Here is a 26,498-nt window from a genome sequence, read left to right on the forward strand (position 1 = left end):
CGATTGGGGCCCTCAGCGATCTTTGCCAGAACGCTTTCCGGACCGCCGTTCTTTGGGTTCCTTCAAACTCGGCGCGTTCGTTTCGATGTAATCAAGCGCGGCGGCCAGTTGATTCAACGCCGATTTCTGGGGGTCTTCGATATGGTCCAAGAGATGCCCAGAGGCGAAGTAATGTTCCAAAGACCGGGTCGTCCCCTCGTCCGTTGAGGGCGCGTTATGGGCGAGGATTTCATCGATCACGCGCGGCGAGACCTGCAACGCTTTGAGAATTGTCGCTCCTGTTCGCCGCAGGTCATGCCGATGCCAATTGTGGGTTCCGCTCTCCCTGTGTATGGCGCGTGTCATTCGGTCCCAATTGCCCAGACGGCCTCCCGTGGCATTCTGAAAGACATAGTCGTCGGGCCGACGGTTCTGATAGGTCGGCAGCGACCGCAGCAAGGCAATCGCCGCATCTGACAGCGGCAGGTTTTGTTGCCGCACCGGCCCCTGGATCGTCTTGACCCGCGGCTTGTGCCAGATGCCAAGGTTGTCACGGAAATCTCGCCAGCGCATCGCTTCGAGTTCACCGCGACGCGCCAAGGTCAGCAGCAAGAAACGACAGGCAAGGGGGCGGATGTCGTCGATCGGCGCCACACGCATCCCAAGCCGCGTAGGTGCGGGCCATTTCAACAGTTGCAGCACGGCTCCAAGCTCGGTGTGGTTCAGGGCCCGATCGCGCCGCCCGGTAATTACCGGATCGCTCGATGCCGGATCAGCCGTCTTGCGCAGATCCACGACATCCAGACTTACCGGACGCCCGAGCCCCTCTTTTTCGAACGGGGCACGATGTGCGCACCAATCCAGAACGGGCAGGAGATACGCCCGCGCTCTCGAAACCTGTCCGTTCGCCGACGCGCGACCGGATTTCGGGATGTAATTCCGCATCGCCTGTGCGAAGTCTCGTGCGGTCAGTTCCGTAACATGCGCCGACAGAAGAGAGGCGAACACGCCCTCGATCCGCCGTCGGGCGTCACCCGGTCGGCCAGTTTTGGTTCGCTCCCAGATGCCACGACTTGGCGCCATCTCCCTCTCGTATTCTTCTATGATAGCGGCAAGGGTCGGGATCGCCTCACCGTCCTGCGCCTGAGAGGCCGCGATGGATTTTTGCGCTTTCGCAGTTATGTCATCGCCATTGCGTACACGGATACGATATTCGGCGGCCAAGGCGCGGGCATCAGCGAGACCGAGGTCAGGGTAATGACCTAGGACAGCGCCCTGCAACCGCCCAATTGGGTCACGCAGTCGAAACGCGAACGTAATTTTGCCGCTGGGGTATGCCCTCACCAACAGCCCTGTTTCCCGCGTATCGGATATTTCTGTCCGTGCCTCGACTTTCAGCCCGCGCAGGTATGCAACAGTGAGTTCGCGCTGTGCCATCGGCTTTGTCTCCTTGATGCCGATTGATCGCATATCTCGGCCCGTGGCACAACGGTGGCACAGAATGCGCGCGGTATGGCGATGTCACAAGAAGAGAGTTGATCGACTGTTGGAAATATTTTATGTCATCAATACAATGATCTAAGCGGAAAAACTATTTCCAGGATTGCCTCATGTCGGCTCATCGAAGGCTAAGATTTAATGCCCTTGCACGGATTGAAAATCCGCGTGTCGCTGGTTCGATTCCGGCTCTGGGCACCACTTCAAACACCTGATAACAAAAACCACCTAATTTCGACTTGTGCCGGTCGCGTCATTTAGCTCGCGTTCAGGGCACCATTGCCCGCTCGTCAGGGGCTTTTGCGCAGCTCACGCCTGAGGCATGAGCCCCCCCCCCTTTCCGCTTCGGGATCAGGCCATACGGACGATCTCGGCCGTCCCGAGGGCCGAGAAGCGGCAGATGACCGAGCGGCAAGTGCCATTGGGTCAAATCCCGCCGCGAAGGATGCGGAACTGGATTTCGGCGGTCTTGGCGATCATTCAGCGATACGTGCCCCGAAGTCCCTGAGCCGCGCAGGTGAGGGCAGCTTCGCTTCGATCCGGCTTCGGACATGGTATCCGATCCAGCGTTTCCAGAACGCCCGTCCGTGGCGGCGCATGACGCGGAGGGTTTCGTTTCGGGCGATTGCGGCAAGGCCGTCCTCTTTCCACGGGTGCCCGGTCTTGCGGATCGGGATGATCGCGGCACCGCCGTCGGCGGCCACGGTGCCGATCCGCGCGCCTTCCGGGATCTGGTTGAGCCCCCCCGGCGGCATCGGGCTGTCGCCGTCGCCGCCGGAAGATGGCTTGCTGCTGCAAAACCGCCAACTACATGAATTCAAACAGGGACTCCTCAACAGCCAAAGCTGTGCGACACCCGCTCGGAGAATATAATTCTATAAACACGACAAACTAAGGCGCGATTATTTCCTTGCTAATCCCGACTAACTCGGTGGATATTATTTACATCACGCCGATCACCCGCCGGAAAGGAGATGCCGATGATCCGCCATGTTCAGACCGCTCCCGCCGCATGCCTGCGCGCGCCGATGCGGGAGATGACTTGCCTCGGCCCGCGCCATCCGGGCCCCCACGCTCCGGGTCCGGTTCCGTCCCGCCCGCTTCCGCCCCTCTTTTCCTGATCGAGAGACACCATGCTCACCACGATTTCGCTGTCCCGCCACATCACCGCCCAGGGCCACAAGACCGCAGACCATGCCGACGGCCGCGTCACCATCGCCGATGGTGCCCGTCGCCTGACCGGCTGGCCGATCGCCCGGATCGCCCGCACCACCACCGCGCTGGTGGCGCTGCTGCTGGCGGGCCTCGTCGCCACGCCGCAGCTGCAGGCCGAAACCCTGCTCAACGTCAGCTACGACCCGACGCGCGAACTTTACCGCGAGGTCAATGCCGCCTTCACCGACTGGTGGACCGCGCAGGGCCATGACGCGCCGCAGATCGAGACCTCGCATGGCGGCTCGGGGGCGCAGGCCCGCGCGGTGATCGAGGGGCTGAACGCCCAGGTCGTCACGCTCGCGCTGGCCTCCGACATCGACAAGATCGCCAAGGCGGGCAAGCTGCCCAAGGACTGGCAGGGCAAGCTGCCGCACAATTCCTCGCCCTATACCTCGACCATCGTCTTCCTGGTGCGCGAGGGCAACCCGAAGGGGATCAAGGATTGGGGCGATCTGGTCAAGGAGGGGGTCGAGGTGATCACGCCGAACCCGAAAACCTCGGGCGGGGCGCGGTGGAACTATCTGGCCGCCTGGGCCTGGGCGGAAAAGAACGGTCAGGATCCGAAGGCCTTCCTGCATGACCTGTTCGCCCATGTGCCGGTGCTGGACAGCGGCGCGCGCGGGGCGACGACGACCTTTGCCCAGCGCGGCATCGGCGATGTGCTGCTGGCCTGGGAAAACGAGGCGTACCTGTCGCTGAAGGAGCTGGGCGACGATCAGTTCGACATCGTCGTGCCCTCGGTCTCGGTTCTGGCCGAGCCGCCCGTCGCGCTGGTCGAGGGCAACATCGCCAATGACGATCAGAAGGAGCTGGCGACGGCCTATCTGAGCTTCCTTTACAGCCCCGAGGGCCAGGCGATCGCCTACAAGAACTTCTATCGCGCCTGGGATGCCTCGAAGGCCGATCCGGCCGATGTGGCGCGGTTCCCGAAGCTTGACCTTGTGGACATCGCGCATTTCGGCGGCTGGGGCAAAGCGCAGCCCGAGCATTTCGGCGACGGCGGCATCTTCGACCAGATCTACACCGCGAAATAAGCCCGGCCCCGGCCCGGCCCCGACCCAGCTTGCGGCGCCCCTTCGGGGGCGCCTTTCGTTTTGCCGCAACGGCATCGGGGCTTGCGCGCATCAACGCTTCCTTGTCGGTTTTCCTGCCCTATGATCGCGCGAACGTTCGGCAAGAGCGTCCCGAATCAATCCGTCCGACGCCCGGAACCGCGACAAAGGGAGAGACGATGCGCAAGACGGCGTGGCAAGGCCCCGCCCTTCCGGCCCTTGTGCTGGCAGGCCTGATCCCCTTCGCCCCTCCCCTGTCCGCCGAAACGCCGCTGGCGGTGGAGGTCGTGACCGCCCATACCGCGCCGGTCTTCGTGCATTTCGAGCTGTCGGGCAGCATCGAGGCGGCCGAAGCGGTGCCCGTGGGCTTTCGCGCCGGCGGGCGGATCGTCGCGCTGAAGGTGCAGGTGGGCGATCAGGTGCAGGCAGGCCAGGTGCTGGCCGAGCTGGACCCGACCCAGGCCGCCGCCGCGCTGCGCGGCGCCAAGGCGCAGGCCGATGCGGCGGCGGCGATGCTGACGCAGGCGGAACAGGCGCGGACCCGGGCGGCAGAGCTGACCCAGCGCGGCGCGGCGACGCAGGCGGCGCTGGATGCCGCGACCGAGGCGGCGCTGTCCGCCCGCTCGGCCCAGGATCAGGCCCAGGCGGCGCTGGCCAAGGCCCGGCAGACGCTGGCCGATTGCACCCTGACCGCGCCCGCCGCGGGGATCGTCACCGCCCGCTCGGCCGAACCCGGCCAGATCGTCGGCGCGGCGCAGACGGTGCTGACGCTGGCCCGCGACGGCGCCCGCGAAGCCGTGCTGTACGTCCCCGATTTCCCCGCGCTCGACCGCTTTCGCGACCGCCGCGTGACGCTGCGCCCGGTCGAGGGGACCGGCCCCGTCATGGACGCGGTGGTGACCGAGATCGCCCCCCTTGTCGCGGGCGCCACCGGCACCGTGCGGGTCAAGGGCAAGCTGCGCGAAGACGCCCCCGCCCCGGGGCTGGGCACGGCGATCGTCGCCGTGCTGGATCTGCCGCTCGGCTCGGCGATGGGGCTGCCCTGGACCGCGCTGGTGACCAAGGACGGCGGCCCGGCAGTCTGGACGGTCGATCCGAAAACCCTGCGCGCCACGCTGCGCCCGGTGCGGGTGTCACGCTACACCGACCGCGGCATCGATGTCGCCGAGGGCCTCTCCGAAGGCGCGCTGGTTGTCGCCCGCGGCGCACATCTGCTTTACCCCGGCCGCGCCGTCCGGCCGACGGAGACGACGCCATGATCCGCCCGGTCCTGCTTCTCCTGCTGGCGCTTGCCCCTGCCTCCGCGCGTGCCGAGGCGCCGGCCCGCCCGGTGGTGTCGGAAATCGTCACCGGCTCGGCGATCGCCACGCGCGATTTTCCCGGCGTGATCGCGGCCGAGGTGGAAACCACGCTCGGCTTTCAGACCGCGGGCCGGATCGAGACCCGGCCGGTCAATCTGGGCGATGCGGTCACCGCCGGGCAGGTGCTGGCGACGCTCGATCAGGTGACGCTGGCCGAGGATGTCGCCGCCGCCGAGGCCGGTCTGCGCGCGGCCCGGGCCGAGGCGGATTTCGCCCGGCAAAGCCTTGAGAGGGCACAGGAATTGCAACGCCGCGGGGTGGCTCCGCTGGCCACGCTCGAAGCCGCCGCGGCCAAATCCGCCGCCGCCCGCGCCGCGGTCGACCGCGCCCGCGCCGATCTGAGCCGGGCCCGCGATGCCGAACGCTTCGGCCGCCTGAGCGCGCCTTCGGCGGGCGTCGTCAGCCAGATCCTGGCCGAACCCGGCGCCGTCGTCACCCCGGGCACGCCGGTTTTGCGTCTGGCCACCGCCGCCGGGCGCGAAGCGGTGATCGACGTGCCCGACGACATGCTGGCGGTGCTGCCGAAAGACGCCCGCTTCACCATCGAGACCCGCGGCGACGGCCCGCAGACCCTGCCCGGGCGGCTGCGGCTGATCGAACCCGTCGCCGATGCCTCGACCCGGGCGCATCGGCTGCGGATCTCGCTGGCCGACGGCGGCCATGCCTTTCGTCTTGGCACGCTGGTCACCGCGCGGCTCGATCTGCCCGAGGCGCCGCTTCTGACCCTGCCCATGGCCGCGATCCGCCCCGACACCGAGCCGCCGCAGGTCTGGCGCCTCGGCCCCGACCGGCGCGCCGAGGCGGTGGCGGTGACGCTCGGCCAACGCCTTGACGACCGCGTCGTGATCAGCTCGGGCCTGACCGCGGGCGACGAGGTGGTGATCCGCGGCATCCGCTCGATCACGCCGGGCCAGCAGCTTGGACCAAGGGTATCGCCATGAATTTCAATCTGTCCGACTGGGCTTTGCGGCATCGCTCGATGGTCTGGTATCTGATCCTCGTCTCGCTTGTGGCGGGGGTTCTGGCCTATCGCAACCTCGGCCGCGAGGAAGACCCCTCCTTCACCATCAAGATCATGATCGTCACCGCGATCCTGCCCGGCGCCACCGCCGAGGAGACGCGCGAACAGGTCACCGACCGGATCGAGAAGAAGCTGCAGGAACTGCCGAACCTGAAGTTCACCCGCTCGGAAACCTTTCCCGGCCGCGCCGTCGTGCAGCTGGAGCTGACCCCCGAAACCCGGGGCGAGGCGGTGACCCGGACCTGGCAGAAGGTCCGCAACATGATGGCCGACATCCGCCCCGATTTCCCGGCGGAATTCGCGGGGTTCTATTTCAACGACAGCTTCGGCGATGTCTATGGCTCGATCTATGCCTTTACCGCCGACGGGTTTTCCCCGCAGGAGGTGAAGACCCGGGTGGAAAAGGTCCGCTCCGCGGTGCTGACCCTGAAGGCGGCGGGCAAGGTCGAGCTGATCGGCACGCAAGACCCTGTTGTCCATGTCGAATTTTCCGCCCGCAAGCTCGCCGCGCTGGGGCTGGATCAGGCGCAGGTGCTGGGCACGCTGGCGGCGCAGAACGCCATCGTGCCCTCGGGCGTGATCCGCACCGCGGACGAGCTGATCGCCGTGCGGATGTCGGGGCGCTTTGCCGATGCCGCCGAACTGGCCGCGGCGCCGCTGCGGGTGGGCGAGATCTTCTTTCGGCTCTCCGATGTGGCGACCGTGCGCGCGGGCTTTGCCGACCCGCCCGACACCCTCTTTCGCTACAAAGGTCAGCCCGCGGTGGGGCTGATCATCGGCATGAAACAGGGCGCCAACATCCTTGAGTTCGGCGCCGAGCTGACCGCGGTGATGGACCGGGTGGCGGCCGAATTGCCGGTCGGCATCACCCTGCACAAGGTCGCCGATCAGCCGCAGGTGGTCGAGCAATCGGTGAACCACTTCCTGCGCGCGCTGGCCGAGGCGGTGGCGATCGTGCTTCTGGTCTCGTTCGTGTCGCTGGGCTGGCGGGCGGGGCTTGTCGTGACGATGTCGATCCCGCTGGTGCTGGCGCTGACCTTCGTCATTCTGGATGCGATGGGGGTGACGTTGCAGCGGATTTCGCTGGGCGCGCTGATCATCGCGCTGGGGCTTCTGGTCGATGATGCGATGATCGCCATCGAAACGATGATCGCGCGGCTGGAGGCCGGGGACACGATCGCCAAGGCCGCCTCGCATGCCTGGACCTCGATCGCCTTTCCGATGCTCTCGGGCACGCTGGTCACCGTCGCGGGCTTCATTCCGATCGGGCTCAATTCCAGCCAGGCCGGGGAATATACGCTGTCGCTGTTTTACGTGATCGCGATTTCGCTGATGCTGAGCTGGGTTGTCGCGGTGCTGTTTGCGCCCTTGATCGGCGCCAGTTTCCTGCCGAAGACGATGCCGCATCACGACGCCACCCCGGGCCGGCTGCGGCGCGGCTTTCACGCGCTGTTGCGGGCCGCGATGCGGGCGCGCTGGCTGACCATCGTGCTGACGGTCGCGCTCTTTGGCGCCTCGCTTTACGGCATGCGTCAGATCGAGCAGCAGTTCTTCCCCGCCTCGGACCGGCCGGAACTTCTGATCGACGTGACGATGCGGCAGAATTCGGCGATTGCGGCGACCGACGGCGCGATGGCGGAGCTTGACCGCTGGCTCGCCACCCGCCCCGAGGCCGCCTATTGGACGACCTATGTCGGCCGCTCCGCGCCGCGGTTCCTGCTCTCGCTCGATGCGCCGACGCCGGTGCCCTTCATCGGGCAGATCGTGGTGATGACGACCGGGCTCGCGGAGCGCAACGCGCTGCGCCAGGCCTTGGCGGAGCATGCGGCGAAACTGCCCGGGGTCGATGTGTTCTCGAAGCTGATCGAGCTGGGGCCGCCGGTCGGCAAGCCGGTGCAATACCGGCTGATGGGCCCCGACCGCGGCCTGTTGCTGACCGAGGCGCGGCGGCTTGCCGAACGGCTGGCGCAGGATCCGCGGCTGTCGAACATCACGCTCGACGAGGGCGAGCCGGTGCGGGTCGCCCGCGTCGTGCTGGATCAGGAGCGGCTGCGCCAGCTTGGCCTGACGCAAAAGGACGTGGCGCAGGCGCTGCAGACGCTGTTCGAGGGCGTCACCATCACCGAATTGCGCGACGGTCAGACGCTGGTCGATGTGCTCGCCCGCGGCGCCGAGGCGGACCGCTCGCGGGTGGGCTCGCTCGCCTCGCTGCAGCTGCCCTCGCCCTCGGGGGTGCCGGTGCCGCTGCTCAGCTTCGCGACGCTCGATTGGCAGATGGAGGCGCCGGTGCTGCATGCCCGCAACCGGGTGCCGACGATCACCGTCAAGGCCGCGGTGGTGGGGGCGAACCAGCCCGCCACCGTCACCCGCGATCTGGCCCCGGCGATTGCCGAGCAGATGGCGCGGCTGCCCGCCGGAACCACGATCGAGCCCGGCGGCGTGGCCGAAAGCAGCGGCGAAAGCCAGGCGCCGATCGTCGCCGTCGTGCCCTTGATGGTGCTGATCATCCTGACCCTTGTGATGGTGCAGATGCAAAGCTTCCGGCTGATGTTCATCGTTCTGGCGGTGGCGCCGCTCGGCCTGATCGGTGTCGTCGCGGCCATGCTGCCCTCGGGACAACCGCTTGGGTTCGTGGCGATTCTGGGCGTGCTGGCACTGGTCGGCATCCTGATCCGCAATTCGCTGATCCTGATGGCCGAGGTCGAGGTGCTGATCGGCGCCGGGAAAAGCCGCTGGGACGCGGTCTTCGAGGCCTCGGACAGCCGGGCGCGGCCGATCCTGCTGACCGCCGCCGCCGCCTCGCTGGCGCTGATCCCGATCTCGCGCGAGGTGTTCTGGGCGCCGATGGCCTTTGCGATGATGGGGGGGATCATCGCCGGCACGCTGATCACGCTGGTCTTCGCCCCCGCGCTTTATTGTGCCGTGTTCCGGGTGCCCGCGCCGCCGCGGCCGCCCCGCCCGCCGCGCCCCGAACCCGAGGCGCTGCCCGGAAGGCCTTAACCTTCCGTTCACCAAACCCTGTCATCCTCGGGCATCGTCGTTGTCCGAGGCCTGCACATGCTGACGCCCCTGCCTTCGCCTGCCCTCCCCAGCCCGCTGCCTGCGGGCACGCAGTCCCTGCCGCTGCCGCACGGGGCCCAGACCGTCCGACAGGGGCCGATCCCCCTGCCCGATCTGCCGGACCTGCCCGATGCGGCCCCGACGCCCCAGCCCCGCCCCGGCCCCGCGGCCGAGATGCCGCTGCCGGGCGCCACAGCCGACCGCGCGGCCCCCCTGATGGCGCGGGCCACCGCGCTCTCGGCCGAGGCGCTGGCCAGAGCCACCGCGGCGCCGCAGGGCAGTGCCGCCACGCCGATGTCGCTGGTGACGGCGCAGATGCTGGTCGACCCCACGGCGCTGCAGGCGGTTCTGGCGCAGCAGGCGGCCACCCGCGCCCTGCCCGGCGCGCATCACCGCCGCGCGCCCCATTCCGACGATCCGCCCGCGCCGCTGCTGGCCGCCGCGGACGACAGTTTCGATCCCCATGCCCCGCATCCGCCGCCGGTCCCGCCCGGCGCGCAGGGCACCCGGGCCCCGCCCGACACCGACGGGCCCGACACCACCGCCCCGCCGACCGGGCGCAAGCGCCAGCAGGATCCGGCGCCGCTCCCGGCGCATCGTCCCGATCTTGCCCTGCCGCCGCTCCTTGGTGATCTGAGCGCGCGCCCGACCCTCTGGGGGCTGGCCGGGGCGGTCTTCACCGGCGTCTTTGTGCTGGCGCTGCTCTTGATCTGACCGCCGCGCGGCAAAGCAAAAGGCCGCCCCGAAGGACGGCCCTGAACCCGTGCGGTCCGCAAGATCTTACTTGATCTTGCCTTCCTTGTATTCGACGTGCTTGCGCACGACCGGGTCGTATTTGTTCACCGTCATTTTCTCGGTCATGGTGCGGGCATTCTTCTTGGTCACATAGAAGTGCCCGGTGCCCGCCGTCGAGTTCAGACGGATCTTGATCGTCGTCGGCTTCGCCATTCTCAGTCTCCCAGAGTCGGATGCGCCTGCATCCGCGAAATCCTTGAAGCCTGCCTTTTAGTCAGCCGCCGCGCGGAGTCAACCGCAAAGGCGCGCGACGGCGCGTTTTTTCGCAGCATCCCGGGCCGGATCACGCCGCGGGCTTGCCCATGCCCAGATGCACCTGCGCCACGGTCTCGGGATCCAGCGCCAAAGCCGCCGCAAGATTGCGCAGATAGGTCTTTTCCGCCTCGGTATCGACGGTGATCGCCATCAGCGCGGCGGAATAGACCTGCACCCGCGCCGCCTCGTGGACATCGGCCGCCAGCCCGGCAATGTCGATCGGCGCATCCAGCTCGGCCTGCACGAAGGCCACTTCCTCCGCGCTCGCCTCGCCCAGATGCGCGAGGATCTGCGCCCGTTCCGCCGCATCGATCGTGCCATCGGCCTTGGCGGCCTGAATCATCGCGCGGATCATCAGCTTGGCATGGTCCTCGGCGCCCGCCGCCACCGCCGGATCGGCCAAAGCCGTGCTCAGCATGTCACCCAGGCCCTTCGCCCCGGTCCCCGCCGCCGCGCTCATCGAGCCCAGCATCGTGCCGATATTCGTCTGCGCCGTCTCGGTCGCCGCCGCGGCCTGGGTGCCGAAATTGGCCAGCATCCGGCTGACCGTCTCCTTGCCGCCCGGAACGCCCATCCGGGCCGCCCAGTCGCCCATCTGCTCGGCCATGCCGCCAGGCTTGCCCGCATCGCGCAGCGCGCCCTTCATCGCGTCGATCCCGCCCGCCTGCTGGAATTTCTGCACGCCCTTGGCGGCGGCGAAGCCCACCGCCAGCGTGGCCAATGTCTTGACGAAACTCATCCCGTTCCTCCCGGTTTGGTGGTGTCGACCCGGCCCGGAGCGCGCCCGGACCGGTCCTCGGCGCGGCAGGGATCGTCCGGAGGCGACCGATCGCGTCTCCCCGCTGCCCCTTGCCTTCGTTTCCCAATCTCGGGGCACACCCGCCCCGGTTCAAGAGGAATCACGTCAAAGCGAAGAGCCCCGAACGCCGCAGGCCGCCGCCGCCCCGAAAGGAGGCAGGCGCGCGGAAGACCTGTAAGCCGGATTTTGTCCGGGGTTGCCCCCTGGATGACCATTCCTCTGGGTCTGCGGTCACCCGCAGCCTCAAGCCGCCAACCCGGACACCTCGGGGCGAAGCTCCCCTGCCGTCCCCCGTTTCCGGTTGCGGCGCGGCATCCCTATTCGGCGTTGCTCCCGGTGGGGCTTGCCGTGCCGGTCCTGTTGCCAGTCCCGCGGTGGGCTCTTACCCCACCGTTTCACCCTGACCCCGCAAGCGGGGCGGTCTGTTCTCTGTGGCGCTTTCCCTGGGGTTGCCCCCGCCGGGCGTTACCCGGCACCGTTGCTTCATGGAGTCCGGACTTTCCTCGGCCGCCCAGCTATCCGCAGGAACGGAGCTATGGGCCGCCGCGGTCATCCGGTCTTCCGCGCCCGGCCCTGATACGCCGCGCCTAGGCCAAAGGTCAATGGGGGCTCTGCCCCCATACCCCCGGGATATTTGGAGCAAGATAAACAAGGATCCCCATTTCGGCTTTTATCTTGCCACAAATATCCCGGGGGGAGGCGCAGCCGGGGGGCAGAGCCCCCCGCCTCAGCTGGACCGCCAGGCGCCGCCGTCCGAGCCGAAGCGCAGCGCCAGATCGTTGATCATCGCGATGTCGGTGGCATCAAGCGGCCCTTCGTGGCGCGGCCGGAACCGCAGCCGGAAGACCGAAAGCAGCACCTCGACCGGCGCCTCGGGATAGCCGAAGGTTTCCGCCAGCGCGAGGAAGGCATCGGGCGTGACGGGCGGCAGGCGCCCCGCGGGCGCGGGCCAGATCGCCAGATCCTGCCGGGCGAGCCGCGCCCAGTCGAAGCGCGGGCCGGGGTCGATCTTGCGCCCGGGCGCACAGTCGGAATGGGCGATCACCGCCTCGGGGCCAAGGCCCCAGCGCGCCATGATCTCCGGCAAGAGCCGTTCCAGCGCCGCCATCTGCGGTTCCGGGAAGGGCGCATCGCCCGGATTGGCCAGTTCGATCCCGATCGAGCGGGAATTGACGTCGCCCTGCCCCATCCAGCCGCCCGCCCCGGCATGCCAGGCGCGACAGCGTTCCGGAACAAGGGCTTCGACCCGGCCATCCTCGGCGATCAGCCAATGCGCCGAGACCTCGGCCGCCGGATCGCAGAGCCGGTCGCGGGCCGCGGCACAGCTCGCCATGCCGGTGTAATGCAAAACGATCAGCTCGGGCTGCGCGCCGCCGCGCCGCTCTCCGAAATTCGGAGAGACGGGCGTTCCGGTCACGGGCGTGCCGCCTGGAAGGGCCGCGGATCCCAAGCGCAGGCGAAGCCGTCGCCGTCGGGATCAAGGTTGCCCGGATCCTTGACCGGGCCGCCCTTTTCCAGAAACGCCCGCTGCGCCAGATCGGAGGAGACGAATTTCGCGCAGGCCTTCTCGGTCGAGGTCATCTTGAAGCCGTTGCGCTCATAGACCTTCTGGCCCGGCGTGTTGGTCGCGGCCAGGGCATAGGCGGCCAGGTTCGGCCCCGCCGCGCCCTGCGTCGTCATGTCGGTGACCGGCGCCGGTTTCGTGCCGTCGTAATGCGACATCGCATCCATCGGCAGGCCGGGGGCGCGCGGCTGGCCGTTCACCCCCACATATTCGCCGGTCGCCGGATTGACCGGGGCCGGGCCGGGGCCGGAGGGCGCGGTGGCGCGCAGCGCGGCGATCGCATCGGCGCCGATCGTGCCCTGCGTCGTCTTTGCCGCCGCCGCATCGAGCGCCGCGGTCGAGCTTGCGGGTGCCCCGGGCGCGGGCAGGGTGGTGGCGCTCAGCGGCGCCCCCTGCAGGGCGGCTTCGCGCTGCTGCTGATAGCTTTGATAGTCGCCAAAGCCCACGCCCGCCGCCGAATTCGGCACCGAGGGCTCGCAAGCCGCCAGCGCCAGCCCCATCAGAACGAACCCGCCTGCCCTGCGCATCGCCTTATCTCCTTACCACCATTTCGCCGGTTTCGCGGCAAAGCCCGCGGCCGTTTCCAGCACCAGCGCCTGATTGAGCAGATCGCCCTCTTCCCAGGGCCGACCGATCAGCTGCAGCCCCATCGGCAGGCCCTTGGCATCAAGACCCACCGGCACCGAAATGCCGGGCAGACCGGCCAGGTTGACCGTGACGGTGAAGACGTCGTTGAGATACATCTCGACCGGGTCGGCGTCCTTCATCTCGCCCAGCCCAAAGGCGGACGACGGCGTCGCGGGCGTCAGGATCGAATCGATCCCGGCGGCGAAGGCCTGGTCGAAATCCTGCTTGATCAGCGCCCGCACCCGGCGCGCGCGGTTGTAATAGGCGTCGTAGAAGCCCGCGGACAGCACATAGGTGCCGATCATCACGCGGCGCTGCACCTCGGGGCCGAAGCCCTCGGCGCGGGTCTTTTCATACATGTCGACGATGCCCTCGCCCGCCGACAGCTTCGCGCGGTGGCCGTAGCGCACGCCATCATAGCGCGCGAGGTTCGACGACGCTTCGGCGGGGGCGATGACGTAATAGGCGGGCAGCGCGTATTTCGTATGCGGCAGCGAGATTTCCACGATTTCCGCGCCCGCATCGCGCAGCATCGCCGCGCCGTCGGCCCAGAGCTTTTCGATCTCGGCGGGCATGCCCTCCATGCGATATTCGCGCGGAATGCCGATCTTCTTGCCGCGGATGTCGCCCGTCAGCGCCGCTTCGAAATCCGGCACCGGAATATCGGCACAGGTCGAATCCTTGGCGTCGTTCGAGGCCATAGTGGAAAGCATGATCGCCGCATCGCGCACCGATTTCGTCATCGGACCGGCTTGATCCAGCGAGGAAGCAAAGGCGACGACGCCCCAGCGCGAGACCCGGCCATAGGTCGGCTTGATGCCGACGATGCCGGTGAAGGCGGCGGGCTGGCGGATCGAGCCGCCGGTGTCGGTGCCGGTCGCGGCCAAGCACAGATCGGCGGCGACGGCGGCGGCCGAGCCCCCCGAAGACCCGCCCGGCGTCAGCTGCCGGTCATCGACCTTCCACGGACTGACGACGGGACCATAGCAGGCGGTCTCGTTGCTCGACCCCATGGCGAATTCGTCCATGGACAGCTTGCCCAGCATCACCGCGCCCGCATCCCAGAGGTTCTGCGTCACAGTCGATTCATATTCCGGCTTGAAGCCCTCAAGGATGCGCGAGGCGGCCTGCGACGCCACCCCCTTGGTGCAGAACAAGTCCTTGATCCCCAGCGGAATCCCGCACATCGCGGGGGCATCGCCTGCCTTGATCCGGGCATCCGCGGCCTTCGCCTGCGCCAAAGCGATCTCGGGGGTTTTCGCGCAGAACGCATTCAGCGCGCCCGCGGCGTCGATCTCGGCCAGACAGGCCTCGGTGATCTCGACCGAGGTCACTTCGCCCGCCTTCAGCGCATCGCGGGCGGCGGCGATCGTCAGTTTGTTCAGGCTCATTCGACCACCTTCGGCACGGCAAAGAAACCCTCGCGGGCATCGGGGGCGTTTTTCAGCACGGCTTCGGGATAGTTGCCGTCCGTCACCACATCGGCGCGCCGTTTCAGCCGCATCGGCGTGACCGAGGTCATCGGCTCGATGCCGTCGACGTTCACTTCGTTGAGCTGTTCCATGAAGGTGAGGATGCCCGAGAGCTGCTCGGCCAGTTTCGGCAGGTCGGTTTCGGGCACGCGGATCCGCGCCAGATGCGCCACCTTGCGGGCGGTGTCGATGTCGATGGACATGGGTTGCTCCGGTTGACTTGGGCCGGGTTTAGCGTCCGGGGGCGGGTGATTCAAGCGCCGCTTCCCTTTGGGCGCGCCTGCGCTAGACTTTGCGCGGAAAATGGGAGGAGCGGCATGAAACTGACATGGTTCGGGCATTCCGGGTTCCGGCTGGACATCGAGGGCGCGATGATCCTGATCGACCCCTGGCTGAGCGGCAATCCGATGTTCCCGATGGCGCGGCGGGCCGAGGCGCTGGCGGGGGCGACGCATATTCTTTTGACGCATGGCCACGGCGATCATTCCGCCGACACTTTGGCGCTGGCGCGGGAACTCAAGGTGCCGGTTGTGGGCATCTATGACACGATCAGCCATTGGGAAGCGGCCGAGGGGATCGCGGGGCTGGGCTTCAACAAGGGCGGCACCGTCGATCTGGGGGGCGCCAAGGTGACGATGGTGCCCGCCTCGCATTCGTCCTCGATGAGCGGGCCAAGCGGTCCGGTCTATGCGGGGACCGAGTCGGGCTACATGATCGCGGGGGAAGGTCGGATGATCTATGTCTCGGGCGACACCGGGATTTCGGCGGACATGGGCTGGATGGGCGAATACTTCCGCCCCGACATCGGGATCCTGTCCTGTGGCGGGCATTTCACCATGGACATGAAGGCCGCCGCCTGGGCCGCGAAGAAATACTTCGATTTCAAGGTGGTGGTGCCGTGTCACTACCGCACCTTCCCGCTTCTGGAGCAATCCGCCAAGGGGCTGGCCGAGGGTCTGCCCGGCGTGCAGGTGATCGAGCCCGAGGTGCTGGTGCCGATCGCGCTTTGAGCGGGAAGATTTGACCGAGGCCATCGCCGAGGTCACGCGCCACATTTGCCCCCTGACCGCCGGGGGCCCAAAGGCCCTCGGCCTGCGCCCGCCCCGCCATCGGCGGGCGCATTCGCGCCGCCGGGGCAGGCGCCGGCCTCTCGCGTGCTTGGGGAAACGGTCTTGCAACGACCGCCGCGCACCGGGCGGGGAAAAGCGGTGCTTTTCCTGATCCGCCCGAAACAGCGACGAACAGGGACGCACAGCCCGCTTGCAAGCCATCGCATCCGCCCTTATATGAGCCCCTGAGAGGTTGGCGCGGGCGAGCGCCTCGCCAACCCGGTCAGGTCCGGAAGGAAGCAGCCGCAACGAGCCCCGCTTGGGTCGATGTCCAGCCTCTCACCCTTCCCCCCCCCTTTCGTAGACGGCCCATCGCCTTGGGCAAGATCACTGGTAGCTCTGCCGGATCCGGCACAGCACCTCGGCCACCTTGAACGGATCCGCTGAAAGATCGGCCGTGGAAATCCCGAAACCGGCCGCATGAGCCGACAATTTCGCCAGCTCCTCCTCGCTGAAGCAGAGCAGATCCGCCTCGCTCCGAATCCCGGTCCCGGCTTTGACCTCCGGTTCGGGGAAGGGACGGCCCAGCCGCGCCTCGGCCCAGCCGAAGATGTGGCTGTTCACCGCACGCGCCCTGTCGCGCAGCTCCGGATGCAGCTCGAAGGGCACATCCGGCAGACACCCCAGATCTTCGGCAAACTTGTGCTCAACCCTCCGCGGCCCGCGGTTGGCAAAGGGACAGGCGCCAAGGCGGCGATAGGTGTAAAGCAGCTTGACCGCCAGCTGCGACATGCCTTCGTTACTGTCGATCCGCGCAAGCGCGCCCGGATCGACCCCCAGCACCGAAAGGAAATGCCGGACCACGCTGCCCTCGGGAAAGCTTGCCCGGTCATAGATGAAGACCTGCACCCGCTCCCGCCCGACGCGGCGATCCAGCGTCTCGACGATGGCGTGATGGGTCAAGGGCAGCACGGTCGCGTCGGCGGGCGCGAAGACCGGATTCGGCGGCATCCTGAGCTTGAGAATTTCCTGAAAGCTGGAGCGCAGATAGGTCACCGGCTCGCGGATATAGCCGATGAACTCCGGCTCGACCGGCAAATCCTGAAAGAAGGCGAGCATCATGTCGACCTCTTCCGGCGCGAAGGAAGAGATGGATTCCGCCGACAGGATCAACGGCCCCTCGGGACAGGCCGCGATCCCCTCGAGGATGATCCGGCGCAAATGCCTCCGCGCCCCGTCGCGCATCGCGGGCAGGTCCCCCCGGGTCGCTTCGCTTGCCCGGATCGAGAGCAGCTTCTCCGGAAGCAGGAAAGCGTTCTGCATCAGGGCAGAGCTGTTCGGATGCGTGACGAAAAGGAAAAGAAAGCCGTTTTTCGGGTCGTTGCGCGCGTGCAGCGTCTCCTGAATCGACGAACTGCCGGTCTTGTGGCCGCCAAAATGCACCACAAGCCGGGGGCGGCGATCGGACGGCGCGCGGCTCTCGCACAGCCCGAAGCTCGTGGTTTCCGTCATGCCAAAAGCTCCCCGCTCACAGACGCCGAGGCCGATGTCGCCTTCCCCGAAAGGTCGATCCCGTGGCGCCAATCCCGTCCCGGGCGGAAGACATCGCCCTGAGGCGGGAGTCTTGAGGAAGTGGCAGCCCGTTTCAAGCGCGATCTGGTCTTGCGCGCCCGCAGGGCTTAAGGGGCCATGGCGGGGATCGGTTTGACTTGCGCGCCCCCGCGGGTAGAGTGACGCCGAACCGAGGAGACCCCATGACCGACGCCGCAAGCCCCGCCGAGACCTCCCCGGGCTATCAGGTTCTTGCCCGAAAATACCGCCCCGCCACCTTCGCCGACCTGATCGGACAGGAGGCGATGGTCCGCACGCTGAAAAACGCCTTTGCAGCCAGCCGCATCGCGCAGGCCTTCATCATGACCGGCATCCGCGGCACCGGCAAGACCACGACCGCACGGATCATCGCCAAGGGGCTGAACTGCATCGGCCCCGACGGCACCGGCCAGCCCACGACCGAGCCTTGCGGGGTGTGCGAACATTGCCGCGCCATCGCCGAGGGGCGCCATGTCGACGTGCTGGAGATGGACGCCGCGTCCCGCACCGGGGTCGGCGACATCCGCGAGATCATCGAAAGCGTGAACTACCGCGCCGCCTCGGCCCGCTATAAAGTCTATATCATCGACGAAGTGCACATGCTGTCCACCAGCGCCTTCAACGCGCTGCTCAAAACGCTCGAAGAACCGCCCGCGCATGTGAAATTCATCTTCGCCACCACCGAAATCCGCAAGGTGCCGGTGACGGTTCTGTCCCGCTGCCAGCGGTTTGACCTGCGCCGGATCGAGCCCGAGGTGATGATCAACCACCTCTCCAAAGTCGCGACGCAGGAAAACGCCCAGATCGCACATGACGCGCTGGCGCTGATCACGCGGGCCGCCGAGGGCTCCGTCCGCGATGCGATGTCGCTGCTCGATCAGGCGATTTCGCACGGCGCGGGGGAAACCACCGCCGATCAGGTCCGCGCCATGCTGGGGCTGGCCGACCGCGCCCGGGTGCTGGATCTTTTCGACATGATCCTCAAGGGCGACGCGGCGGGGGCATTGACCGAACTGGGCGCGCAATACAGTGACGGCGCCGATCCGATGGCGGTTCTGCGCGATCTGGCCGAGATCACCCATTGGGTGTCCGTCATCAAGATCACCCCCGAGGCCGCCGAGGACCCTACCGTTCCGCCCGAGGAACGCACCCGCGGGCAGGCGATGGCGCTGGCGATCCCGATGCGGGTGCTGTCGCGGCTGTGGCAGATGCTTTTGAAGGCGATCGAGGAGGTGTCTTCCGCGCCGAATGCGATGATGGCGGCGGAAATGGCGCTCATTCGGCTGACCCATGTCGCCGATCTGCCCGATCCGGAAACACTGATGCGCAAGGTGATGGCGGGCCCCGGCGGCGCGGGCGGGCATGGCCCGTCGCAGGGCGGCGGCGGCGGTGGCGGCACAAGGGCCGAGGCGACGACGCGGCACCTGCTGGGCGGACGGCCGCTTTCCACGCAGGGGTCTGCGGCGCTGGCGCTCTCGCCCGCGGCCTCGGCTTTGGCGAAATACGCGCGCTTTGAGGATGTGGTGGCGCTGATCGGCCGGATGCGCGACGTGAAACTGCTGGTCGAGGTCGAAAAGGGCGTGCGGCTGGTGCATTACGCGCCGGGCCGGATCGAATTCGAACCCGCCCCCGGGGCGCCGCGCGATCTGGCGCAGACTTTGGCGCAACGGCTGCAGGGCTGGACCGGCGCGCGCTGGGGGGTCTCGGTCGTCTCCGAGGGCGGCGCCGCCACGATCGACGAGACCCGCAATGCCGCGACCCTTGCCGCCGAGGCGGAGGCGCGGGCGGAAAACCGGGTCGTGCAGGCGATCTTCGCCGCTTTCCCGCAGGCGAAATTCGAAGAGATCGTGCTGTCCGACGCGCTCGAGGCCGAACAGGCCGCCGAGGCCCTGCCCGAGGTCGAGGACGAATGGGACCCGTTCGAGGACGGCTGACCCCCTGCCCCACCCTGCGGCGCCGACTGCCTTGCCGCGGCAGCACGCGATGCTTATCTGTGACCCGCGAAACCGATCGGAGGACCACGATGTTCAAGGGACTGGGACAGCTTGGCGACATGGCCAAGATGATGAAGGCGGCCAAGGAAATGCAGGAGCGGATGCTGACCCTGCAGGAAGATCTGGGCCGGATGATCGTCATCGGCGAGGCCGGCGGCGGTCTGGTCAAGGCGCGCGTCACCGCCAAGGGCGAGCTGACGGGGCTGGATATCGACCCGACGATTCTGGTCGCCTCGGAAAAGGAAGTGGTCGAGGACCTGATCGTCGCCGCGGTCAAGGATGCGCAGGCGCGCGCGCAGGACAAGGCGGGCGAGGAACAGCGCAAGCTGATGACCGAGCTTGGTCTGCCCGCCGACATGGGCCTGCCCGGCTGAGAGGGCGGGGTGAGATGAGCGGCCCCCGCGACGAGATCGAGGCGCTGATCGCGCTGATGGCGCGATTGCCGGGGCTTGGGCCCCGCTCGGCCCGGCGCGCGGTGCTGCATCTGCTGCGCAAGCGCGAGGGGCAGATGGCGCCCCTTGCGGCGGCTTTGGCGCGGGTGGCGGAAGCGGCCCGCGACTGCCCGGTTTGCGGCAATATCGCGGTCGGCGCCACCTGCGAGATCTGCGACAGCCCCGCCCGGGCCACCGGCGAAATCTGCGTGGTCGAGGACGTCGCCGATCTTTGGGCGATGGAACGCGGCGGCGCCTTCAAGGGCCGCTATCACGTGCTGGGCGGCACGCTTTCGGCGCTGGACGCCATCGGCCCCGAGGAATTGCGCCTCCCGCAGCTGATCGCCCGTGTCCGTGACGAGGCGGTCAGCGAAGTGATTCTGGCGCTGAACGCCACGGTCGAGGGGCAGACGACGGCGCATTACATCGCCGAAGCGCTGGAGGGCACGGGCACCCGGGTCACCTCGCTGGCGCAGGGCGTGCCGATCGGCGGCGAGCTGGATTATCTCGACGACGGCACGATCTCGGCGGCGCTGCGGGCGCGGCGGGCGCTGTGATGGCAACCCGCCCGGAAACGGTTGAATTCTTTCTGGAACAGCTCGACGGCCGCGGCGTCAGCGCGCGCAAGATGTTCGGCGAATACGGCGTCTATGCGGGGGGCAGGATGGTGGCGCTGATCTGCGATGACGCGCTGTTCGTGCGTCCGATCCCCGAGGCCGCCGCCTATCTGGGCACTCCGGTCGAGGGCCTGCCCTACCCCGGCGCGAAACCGCATTTCCGCATCGCGCCCGACCTTTGGGAAGAGGCCGACTGGCTTTGGGGCCTGATCGCGCTGATGGCGCGCGGCCTGCCCGAGCCGCAGCCAAAGACGCGTAAACCCGCCAAACCAAAGGGGAATGGTTAACACCATCGCAAGAAGCATTGATCCCACCCCCCGCCGGGTCTATCAGGGGGAAAAGCTTGCAGCGGGTGTTGCCGATGAACCGCCTCTATCACGTTGCTCTGTCGCCCTTTTGCCGCAAGGTGCGGTTGACGCTCGCCGAAAAACGCATCGAGGTCGAGCTGGTCGAAGAGCGCTACTGGGAAAAAAGCACCGACTTCCTGCGCCGCAACCCGGCCGGGAAAGTGCCGGTGCTGCGCTATGACAACCGGCTGTTTTCGGAAAGTCAGGCGATCTGCGAATATATCGACGAGGTGGTGCCCGGCCCGCCGCTGATGCCGCGCGACGCCGATGCGCGCTACGAGGTCCGCCGCCTCTGCACCTGGTTCGACGACAAGTTCAACACCGAGGTCACCGCCAAGGTGATGGGCGAACGGGTCTGGAAGAAGGTGCAGAAAAAGGGCTATCCGGACAGCAAGACGGTCAAGGAAGGCCTGGGGGCGATCAAGTATCACATTGATTACATGGCCTGGCTTCTGGACAGCCGCCGCTGGCTGGCGGGCGACGTGATGACCTTGGCCGATTTCGCCGCCGCCGCGCATCTGAGCTGCCTCGACTATATCTCGGACGTCGACTGGCACCGGTCCGAAGCGGTGAAGGAATGGTATGCGAAGATCAAGTCGCGCCCGGCCTTCCGCTCGCTGCTGGCCGATCAGCTTCCGGGCGTGCCGCCCTCGCCGCAATATGCGGAGCTGGATTTCTGAGACCGGAGAGGGGGGCTCTGCCCCCCGTCCGCAAGCGGACTCCCCCCGGGATATTTGCGCCAAGGTGAAAGGCAATCCGGTTGCTGTTTCACCTTGGGACAAATATCCCGGGGGTGAATTTGCCGTCAGGCAAAGAGGGGGCGGCGCCCCCTGCCCCGGCTGAGGGAGGCGGAACTGGAAACGTTGAAGAGCCGCCTGATCGAGGAAGCCCTTGCGGTCGGCTTCGCGAAGGCGCGGATCACCCGCCCTGACGCCTGTCCCGACCTGCCCGACCGGCTTTCGGCCTTTGTCGCGGCCGGGCATCACGGCCAGATGTCCTGGATGGCCGAGCGGATGGAGTGGCGGGGCAATCCGGCCGCGCTTTGGCCCGAGGCGCGTTCGGTCATCCTGCTCGCCGAAAGCTACACGCCCGAGGTCGATCCGCGGGAGGCGACGCGCCTGCCCGGGCACGGCGCGATTTCGGTTTACGCGCAGGGCAAGGATTACCACGATCTGGTGAAGCGGCGGCTGAAGCGGCTCGGGCGCTGGCTGATCGAGAATTCCGCTTGCGAGATCAAGGTCTTCGTCGATACCGCCCCGGTGATGGAAAAGCCGCTTTCGCAGGCGGCGGGGCTGGGCTGGCAGGGCAAGCACACCAATCTTCTGGCGCGGGATCTGGGCAATTGGGTGTTTCTGGGCGCGATCTTCACCACGCTCGAGCTGCCGCCCGATACGCCCGAGATCAGCCATTGCGGCAGCTGCACCGCCTGTCTCGACGCCTGTCCGACCGGGGCCTTTGTGGCGCCTTATCAAATGGATGCGCGGCGCTGCATTTCCTATCTGACGATCGAGCACCGCGGGCCGGTCGATCCCGCGCTGCGCCCGGGGCTGGGCAACCGCATCTATGGCTGCGACGACTGCTTGGCCGCCTGCCCCTGGAACAAATTCGCCGCCACCGCGCGCGACATCGGTTACACGGCAAAACAGGGCACACCGGCGCTGACCGAGATCCTTTCGCTCGACGATGCCGCCTTTCGCGCGCGTTTCGCGGGCAGCCCCGTCAAGCGCATCGGCCGCGACCGGATGATCCGCAACGCGCTTTACGCGCTGGGAAATTCCGCCCGCCCCGAGCTGGCCGCGGCCGCCCGCCCGCATCTGGACGACCCCGATCCCGCCGTGGCCGAGGCCGCCGCCTGGGCGCTGGCGCGGCTTGGCCTTTGACCCTTTCCTTCGGCCCGCAAAGGCGTAAGCTGGCCGCATGTCTGCCCCCTCCGCCGCCGCCAGCCTGACCCCCAACCCGGTCACCGGGATCACTTTGAAGATCCTCTCGGTGCTGGTCTTCATCGCCATGTCGACAGTGATCAAGGTTCTGGCCCCGCATGTCCCGCCGGGCGAGACGGTGTTCTTCCGCTCGCTTTTCGCCATTCCGGTCATTCTGGCCTGGCTTTTGTGGCGGCGCGAACTTTCGGTTGGGCTGAAGGTGCGCCAACCCATGGGCCATGTCTGGCGCGGCGTCGCGGGCACCTCGGCGATGGGGCTGGGCTTCGCGGGGCTTGCCTTCCTGCCCCTGCCCGAGGTCACGGCGCTGGGCTATGCCGCGCCGCTGCTCACCGTGATCTTCGCCGCGATGTTTCTGGGCGAGGAGGTGCGGGCCTTTCGTCTGACGGCCGTCACCCTCGGGCTGATCGGCGTCCTGATCGTGCTTTGGCCGCGGCTGGGCGATTTCGAGGGCCGCGACCCCGCCGCGACGCTTGGCGCGATGCTGGTGATCATGGGGGCGACATTCGCCGCGCTGGCGCAGGTCTTCATCCGCAAGATGGTGGCGACCGAGCGCACCTCGGCCATCGTGTTCTGGTTTTCCGTCACCTCGACGGCGCTGTCGCTGATCTCGGTGCCCTTCGGTTGGGTCATGCCCGCGCCCCATGAGGCCACGCTCTTGATTTCCTGCGGAATTCTAGGCGGGATCGGGCAGATCCTGCTGACGTCGTCCTATCGCTTCGCCGATGCCTCGATCGTGGCGCCGTTCGAATATGTCTCGATGCTGTTCGCGCTCGGCATCGGCTACTGGATGTTTGCCGAGGTGCCGACGGTCTGGATGCTGGGGGGCGCGGGGCTGATCATCCTGGCGGGGGTGATGATCATCTGGCGCGAACGGCGGCTGGGGCTGGAACGGCAGCGGGCGCGCAAGGCGGTGACGCCGCAGGGGTGAATTTCGCCCGAAATGATCCTGAGCAAAGACAGGCCGGTGATTCTGTGCTAGTCTTTCCTCAGATGAAGCGAAGGAGGCACCCATGACCCGTTCCATCATCGACCATGCCGAACAAGCGGCCGAAGGCGCGCGGATGCGGCAATTCCTCGAAATCGACCGGCGTGGCGGCATGCATCCGGCTGTGGATGCGCTGGTGCGGCGTCCCGCGGAACGCTCGGAAGCTAAGGTCCGGGAATTCCTGCGGATCGATCGCGAGGAAGCCCGGAGGGACGAGTGAACCGGATCCCCTGAAACCCGGGGGCCGCGGCGGTGACGGGCATGTCTCCGGCGTGCCACCGTAGCGGCGGGATGAAAAAGACCAAGGCGGGCCGTGAGCAGACGGCCCGCCTTGGTCTTTCTGTCCTTCGGGCTGTCATTTCGGGCGGAACAGGAAACGCGACCCGCGTTTCCCCGCCCGTTGTGCAGCGCCCGCGACAGGACCGTTTCCCTCAAGCGCAACAGAGGCCAGCGCCTGCCCCGGCGGGCGAGAAGCGCCCGCCGGGGCAGGCGCTGGCCGAGTGCTTTGGGCACTCGGCAGTCATCGCACAGATGTCGCGCATGGCCGCGTCAGCGCCGCGGCCAAGACAGGGTCAGGCCCGCACCAGCTTTTCGTAGCTTTCCGCCACGTCGCGGGTCAGCGCGCCGACCTCGAAGTGGAAATCGCCGATCTGCCCCACCGGGGTCACCTCGGCCGCGGTGCCGGTCAGCCAGCATTGCTCGAAGCCCGCCAGTTCGACCGGCTCGATGTGGCGCTCATGCACGGCGATGCCCTTGCCCTTCAGCATCTCGATCACCGTCTGCCGGGTCAGCCCGTTCAGGAAGCAATCCGGCAGCGGCGTATGCACTTCGCCGTCCTTGACGAAGAACACGTTCGCGCCGGTCGCCTCGGCCACATAGCCGCGGTAATCCATCATCAGCGCATCCGAGCAGCCCTTGGCCTCGGCGGCGTGTTTCGACATCGTGCAGATCATGTAAAGACCGGCGGCCTTGGCGGCAGACGGAATGGTCTTCGGATCCGGGCGGCGCCATTTCGAGATGTCGAGCTTCGCCCCCTTCATCTTCGCATCGCCGTAATAATTGCCCCATTCCCAACCGGCGATCGCCAGCCGCACCGGGTTGCGACGGGCCGAGACCCCCATGTCGTCGCCCGCACCGCGCCAGGCGATGGCGCGCACATAGGCATTCGTCCAGCCGTTCGCGGCCAGCATCGCATATTTCGCCGCCTCGATCTCTTCGACGCTGTAGGGGATCTCGAAATCCAGCAGTTCCGCCGATTTGCGCAGCCGGATCGAATGCTCCACGCCCTTGAAGATCTTGCCGTCATAGCAGCGCTCGCCCTCGAAGACGGAGGAGGCATAGTGCAGCGCGTGGGTCAGGATATGGACCTTGGCATCGCGCCATTCGACCAGTTTCCCGTCCATCCAGATCTTGCCGTCACGATCGTCGTAAGCCCCGGCCATCACGCCCTCCTTGGCTGCTTCGTTTTCACAAATTGCGCCATCTAGGTCCGTCCCGGACATAATATTGCGCAAAATCTGCGCTTCGGTAACAATTGATTCTTGGAAAGTCAACAAGGCTGACATAAAGTCGCGCAAAAGCGAGGATCACATGGCCGATACCGGAGCCCCCGGGGGCGAAACGCTCCTGTTTCTGACCGACGAACAGCTGCGCAAGGGCATCGAGGCGATGTTCTTCGCCTATCGCGGCTTCACCGCCGATCCGGACCGGATCCTGGATCAGCACGATTATGGCCGGGCGCATCACCGCGCCATCCACTTCATCAACCGCGAGCCGGGGCTGACGGTGACGACGCTGATCTCGGTTCTGGGGGTGACGAAGCAAAGCCTGAACCGGGTCTTGCGCACGCTCATTGACGACGGTCTGGTCGAAAGCCGCGTCGGGCGGCGCGACAAGCGCGAGCGGCATCTGCATCTGACCGAAAAGGGCGCGGTGCTGGAACGCGAATTGTCCGAGGCGCAGCGGGTGCGGATGCGCGCCGCCTATCGCGCGGCGGGGCCGCAGGCGGTGGCGGGCTTCCGGCAAGTGCTGGAAGCGATGATGGATCCGGCGATGCGGCGCCATTACCAGATGCTGAAGGATGCCGAATGATGTCGGCCTCGCCCCCGCATCTTCTGATCGTCGATGACGACGAACGGATTCGTGGACTTCTGCAGAAGTTCCTGATCCGCAACGGCTTTCTGGTCACCGCCGGACGCGACGCGGCGCATGCCCGCCGCCTGCTCTCGGGGCTCGAGTTCAACCTGATCGTGCTCGACGTGATGATGCCGGGCGAGGACGGGCTTTCGCTCACCCGCGATCTGCGCACCAAGATGGCGACGCCGATCCTGCTTCTGACCGCCCGCGGCGAGACCCGCGAGCGGATCGAGGGGCTTGAAGCCGGGGCCGATGACTACCTGCCCAAGCCGTTCGAGCCCAAGGAACTTTTGCTGCGCATCAATGCGATCTTGCGGCGCGTGCCCGAGGCGGTGACGGCGGGGCCGAAATATCTGTCGCTCGGTCCGCTGCGCTATGACCTCGACCGCGGAGAGCTGAGCCAGGGCGATCAGCCGGTGCGCCTCACCGCGACCGAGGCCGCGCTGATGCGAATCTTCGCCGCCCATGCGGGCGAGGTGATCGGTCGCACCGAACTGATCGAGGAGCTGGGCCGGGACCGTTCCGCCAGCGCCGAGGATGCCGCGGGCGACCGGGCCGTCGACGTGCAGATCACCCGTCTGCGCCGCAAGATCGAGCCCGACCCGCGCGAGCCGCGCTACCTGCAGACGGTGCGCGGACTTGGCTACATGCTTGCACCCGATTGAGGCCTGCAAGCGCCTGCCCCAGCGACAAAAAAGCGCGAATCGGGCTG

Annotated in this window: 25 protein-coding genes, 2 other RNA genes and 1 pseudogene; 17 read left to right on the forward strand and 11 right to left on the reverse strand. The window is 67.2% G+C overall.

What is annotated here, in order from left to right; genetic code table 11:
* Nucleotides 1–12 precede the first annotated feature (12 nt).
* Nucleotides 13–1,416, reverse strand: coding sequence for a tyrosine-type recombinase/integrase (locus FBT96_RS13240; protein WP_169583442.1), 1,404 nt, complete (start codon nt 1,414–1,416; stop codon nt 13–15).
* A gap of 411 nt (nt 1,417–1,827) precedes the next feature.
* Nucleotides 1,828–2,258 (reverse strand): annotated as a pseudogene (locus tag FBT96_RS13245) (hypothetical protein); the annotation flags it as partial.
* 351 nt (nt 2,259–2,609) lie between these two features.
* Here FBT96_RS13245 and FBT96_RS13250 point away from each other — a divergent pair.
* The 5 genes from FBT96_RS13250 to FBT96_RS13270 all read left to right on the forward strand — a co-directional run bounded on the left by FBT96_RS13250 (nt 2,610) and on the right by FBT96_RS13270 (nt 9,899).
* A complete protein-coding gene (locus FBT96_RS13250) occupies nt 2,610–3,725 on the forward strand; it encodes a sulfate ABC transporter substrate-binding protein (protein ID WP_249306492.1) in 1,116 nt (371 codons plus the stop codon).
* 197 nt (nt 3,726–3,922) lie between these two features.
* Entirely contained in the window at nt 3,923–5,002 is a 1,080-nt protein-coding gene (locus tag FBT96_RS13255) for an efflux RND transporter periplasmic adaptor subunit (RefSeq protein ID WP_136907421.1), read from the forward strand.
* Entirely contained in the window at nt 4,999–6,045 is a 1,047-nt protein-coding gene (locus FBT96_RS13260) for an efflux RND transporter periplasmic adaptor subunit (protein WP_136907423.1), read from the forward strand. The genes FBT96_RS13255 and FBT96_RS13260 overlap by 4 nt, the downstream gene beginning before the upstream one ends.
* Nucleotides 6,042–9,125 carry an efflux RND transporter permease subunit gene (locus FBT96_RS13265; protein ID WP_136907425.1) on the forward strand — a complete coding sequence of 1,028 codons (3,084 nt, stop codon included), beginning with the start codon at nt 6,042–6,044 and terminating at the stop codon, nt 9,123–9,125. Before FBT96_RS13260 ends, FBT96_RS13265 begins: the two co-directional genes overlap by 4 nt.
* Nucleotides 9,126–9,182: 57 nt before the next feature.
* Entirely contained in the window at nt 9,183–9,899 is a 717-nt protein-coding gene (locus FBT96_RS13270; protein ID WP_136907427.1) for a hypothetical protein, read from the forward strand.
* Between the two features lie 66 nt (nt 9,900–9,965).
* On the opposite strand, the gene rpmG is transcribed toward FBT96_RS13270, so the two are convergent.
* From rpmG to gatC, 7 genes are all read right to left on the reverse strand, one after another.
* A complete protein-coding gene (gene rpmG / locus FBT96_RS13275; protein WP_011750518.1) occupies nt 9,966–10,133 on the reverse strand; it encodes a 50S ribosomal protein L33 in 168 nt (55 codons plus the stop codon).
* 130 nt (nt 10,134–10,263) lie between these two features.
* Nucleotides 10,264–10,974: a DUF533 domain-containing protein gene (locus tag FBT96_RS13280; RefSeq protein WP_136907429.1), complete on the reverse strand. Its 711-nt coding sequence runs from the start codon at nt 10,972–10,974 to the stop codon at nt 10,264–10,266.
* A gap of 219 nt (nt 10,975–11,193) precedes the next feature.
* Nucleotides 11,194–11,599: RNase P RNA component class A (gene rnpB, locus FBT96_RS13285), an RNA gene on the reverse strand.
* A 162-nt stretch (nt 11,600–11,761) separates the two neighbouring features.
* On the reverse strand, nt 11,762–12,451 hold the full coding sequence (locus FBT96_RS13290) for an N-acetylmuramoyl-L-alanine amidase (protein ID WP_136907431.1): 690 nt from the start codon (nt 12,449–12,451) through the stop codon (nt 11,762–11,764).
* The gene (locus tag FBT96_RS13295; RefSeq protein WP_136907433.1) at nt 12,448–13,125 is read right to left on the reverse strand and encodes a hypothetical protein; all 678 of its coding nucleotides are present in this window, start codon (nt 13,123–13,125) and stop codon (nt 12,448–12,450) included. Before FBT96_RS13295 ends, FBT96_RS13290 begins: the two co-directional genes overlap by 4 nt.
* Nucleotides 13,126–13,137: 12 nt before the next feature.
* Nucleotides 13,138–14,616 carry an Asp-tRNA(Asn)/Glu-tRNA(Gln) amidotransferase subunit GatA gene (gene gatA / locus FBT96_RS13300; protein ID WP_136907435.1) on the reverse strand — a complete coding sequence of 493 codons (1,479 nt, stop codon included), beginning with the start codon at nt 14,614–14,616 and terminating at the stop codon, nt 13,138–13,140.
* A complete protein-coding gene (gene gatC, locus FBT96_RS13305) occupies nt 14,613–14,900 on the reverse strand; it encodes an Asp-tRNA(Asn)/Glu-tRNA(Gln) amidotransferase subunit GatC (protein WP_055209390.1) in 288 nt (95 codons plus the stop codon). The genes gatA and gatC overlap by 4 nt, the downstream gene beginning before the upstream one ends.
* Before the next feature lie 114 nt (nt 14,901–15,014).
* Here gatC and FBT96_RS13310 point away from each other — a divergent pair, with 114 nt between their 5' ends.
* The gene (locus tag FBT96_RS13310) at nt 15,015–15,707 is read left to right on the forward strand and encodes a metal-dependent hydrolase (RefSeq protein ID WP_136907437.1); all 693 of its coding nucleotides are present in this window, start codon (nt 15,015–15,017) and stop codon (nt 15,705–15,707) included.
* A 285-nt stretch (nt 15,708–15,992) separates the two neighbouring features.
* An RNA gene (gene ffs / locus FBT96_RS13315) (signal recognition particle sRNA small type) lies at nt 15,993–16,091 on the forward strand.
* Nucleotides 16,092–16,133: 42 nt separating this feature from the next.
* Here the strand turns inward: ffs and FBT96_RS13320 are convergent.
* The gene (locus FBT96_RS13320) at nt 16,134–17,258 is read right to left on the reverse strand and encodes a hypothetical protein (RefSeq protein WP_136907439.1); all 1,125 of its coding nucleotides are present in this window, start codon (nt 17,256–17,258) and stop codon (nt 16,134–16,136) included.
* A gap of 242 nt (nt 17,259–17,500) precedes the next feature.
* Here FBT96_RS13320 and FBT96_RS13325 point away from each other — a divergent pair, with 242 nt between their 5' ends.
* The 8 genes from FBT96_RS13325 (at nt 17,501) to FBT96_RS13360 (ending at nt 23,870) form a co-directional block, all read left to right on the forward strand.
* Nucleotides 17,501–19,270, forward strand: a complete 1,770-nt coding sequence (locus tag FBT96_RS13325; RefSeq protein ID WP_136907441.1) for a DNA polymerase III subunit gamma/tau — start codon at nt 17,501–17,503, stop codon at nt 19,268–19,270.
* An 89-nt stretch (nt 19,271–19,359) separates the two neighbouring features.
* Nucleotides 19,360–19,704 (forward strand): YbaB/EbfC family nucleoid-associated protein, encoded by a 345-nt coding sequence (locus FBT96_RS13330; protein ID WP_023922022.1) that lies wholly within the window; start codon nt 19,360–19,362, stop codon nt 19,702–19,704.
* Nucleotides 19,705–19,718: 14 nt separating this feature from the next.
* Entirely contained in the window at nt 19,719–20,318 is a 600-nt protein-coding gene (gene recR, locus FBT96_RS13335; protein WP_136907444.1) for a recombination mediator RecR, read from the forward strand.
* On the forward strand, nt 20,318–20,665 hold the full coding sequence (locus FBT96_RS13340; RefSeq protein WP_136907446.1) for a TfoX/Sxy family protein: 348 nt from the start codon (nt 20,318–20,320) through the stop codon (nt 20,663–20,665). Before recR ends, FBT96_RS13340 begins: the two co-directional genes overlap by 1 nt.
* A 74-nt stretch (nt 20,666–20,739) precedes the next feature.
* Entirely contained in the window at nt 20,740–21,405 is a 666-nt protein-coding gene (gene fzlA, locus FBT96_RS13345) for an FtsZ-binding protein FzlA (RefSeq protein ID WP_055209376.1), read from the forward strand.
* A gap of 183 nt (nt 21,406–21,588) precedes the next feature.
* Nucleotides 21,589–22,605 (forward strand): tRNA epoxyqueuosine(34) reductase QueG, encoded by a 1,017-nt coding sequence (gene queG, locus FBT96_RS13350; protein ID WP_136907448.1) that lies wholly within the window; start codon nt 21,589–21,591, stop codon nt 22,603–22,605.
* Between the two features lie 37 nt (nt 22,606–22,642).
* Nucleotides 22,643–23,593 (forward strand): DMT family transporter, encoded by a 951-nt coding sequence (locus FBT96_RS13355; protein WP_136907450.1) that lies wholly within the window; start codon nt 22,643–22,645, stop codon nt 23,591–23,593.
* 82 nt (nt 23,594–23,675) lie between these two features.
* On the forward strand, nt 23,676–23,870 hold the full coding sequence (locus tag FBT96_RS13360) for a hypothetical protein (protein ID WP_136907452.1): 195 nt from the start codon (nt 23,676–23,678) through the stop codon (nt 23,868–23,870).
* Between the two features lie 352 nt (nt 23,871–24,222).
* Here the strand turns inward: FBT96_RS13360 and FBT96_RS13365 are convergent, their stop codons facing one another.
* On the reverse strand, nt 24,223–25,092 hold the full coding sequence (locus tag FBT96_RS13365) for a branched-chain amino acid aminotransferase (protein ID WP_136907454.1): 870 nt from the start codon (nt 25,090–25,092) through the stop codon (nt 24,223–24,225).
* 148 nt (nt 25,093–25,240) lie between these two features.
* Here FBT96_RS13365 and FBT96_RS13370 point away from each other — a divergent pair, with 148 nt between their 5' ends.
* Together FBT96_RS13370 and FBT96_RS13375 are read left to right on the forward strand one after the other, a co-directional pair.
* Nucleotides 25,241–25,741, forward strand: coding sequence for a MarR family transcriptional regulator (locus FBT96_RS13370; protein WP_013068473.1), 501 nt, complete (start codon nt 25,241–25,243; stop codon nt 25,739–25,741).
* Nucleotides 25,741–26,451 (forward strand): response regulator, encoded by a 711-nt coding sequence (locus tag FBT96_RS13375; RefSeq protein WP_136907456.1) that lies wholly within the window; start codon nt 25,741–25,743, stop codon nt 26,449–26,451. Before FBT96_RS13370 ends, FBT96_RS13375 begins: the two co-directional genes overlap by 1 nt.
* Nucleotides 26,452–26,498 lie beyond the last annotated feature (47 nt).

The sequence above is a fragment of the Rhodobacter capsulatus genome (genome assembly GCF_005144475.1).
In the GTDB taxonomy this organism is placed as follows: Bacteria; Pseudomonadota; Alphaproteobacteria; order Rhodobacterales; family Rhodobacteraceae; genus Rhodobacter; species Rhodobacter capsulatus_C.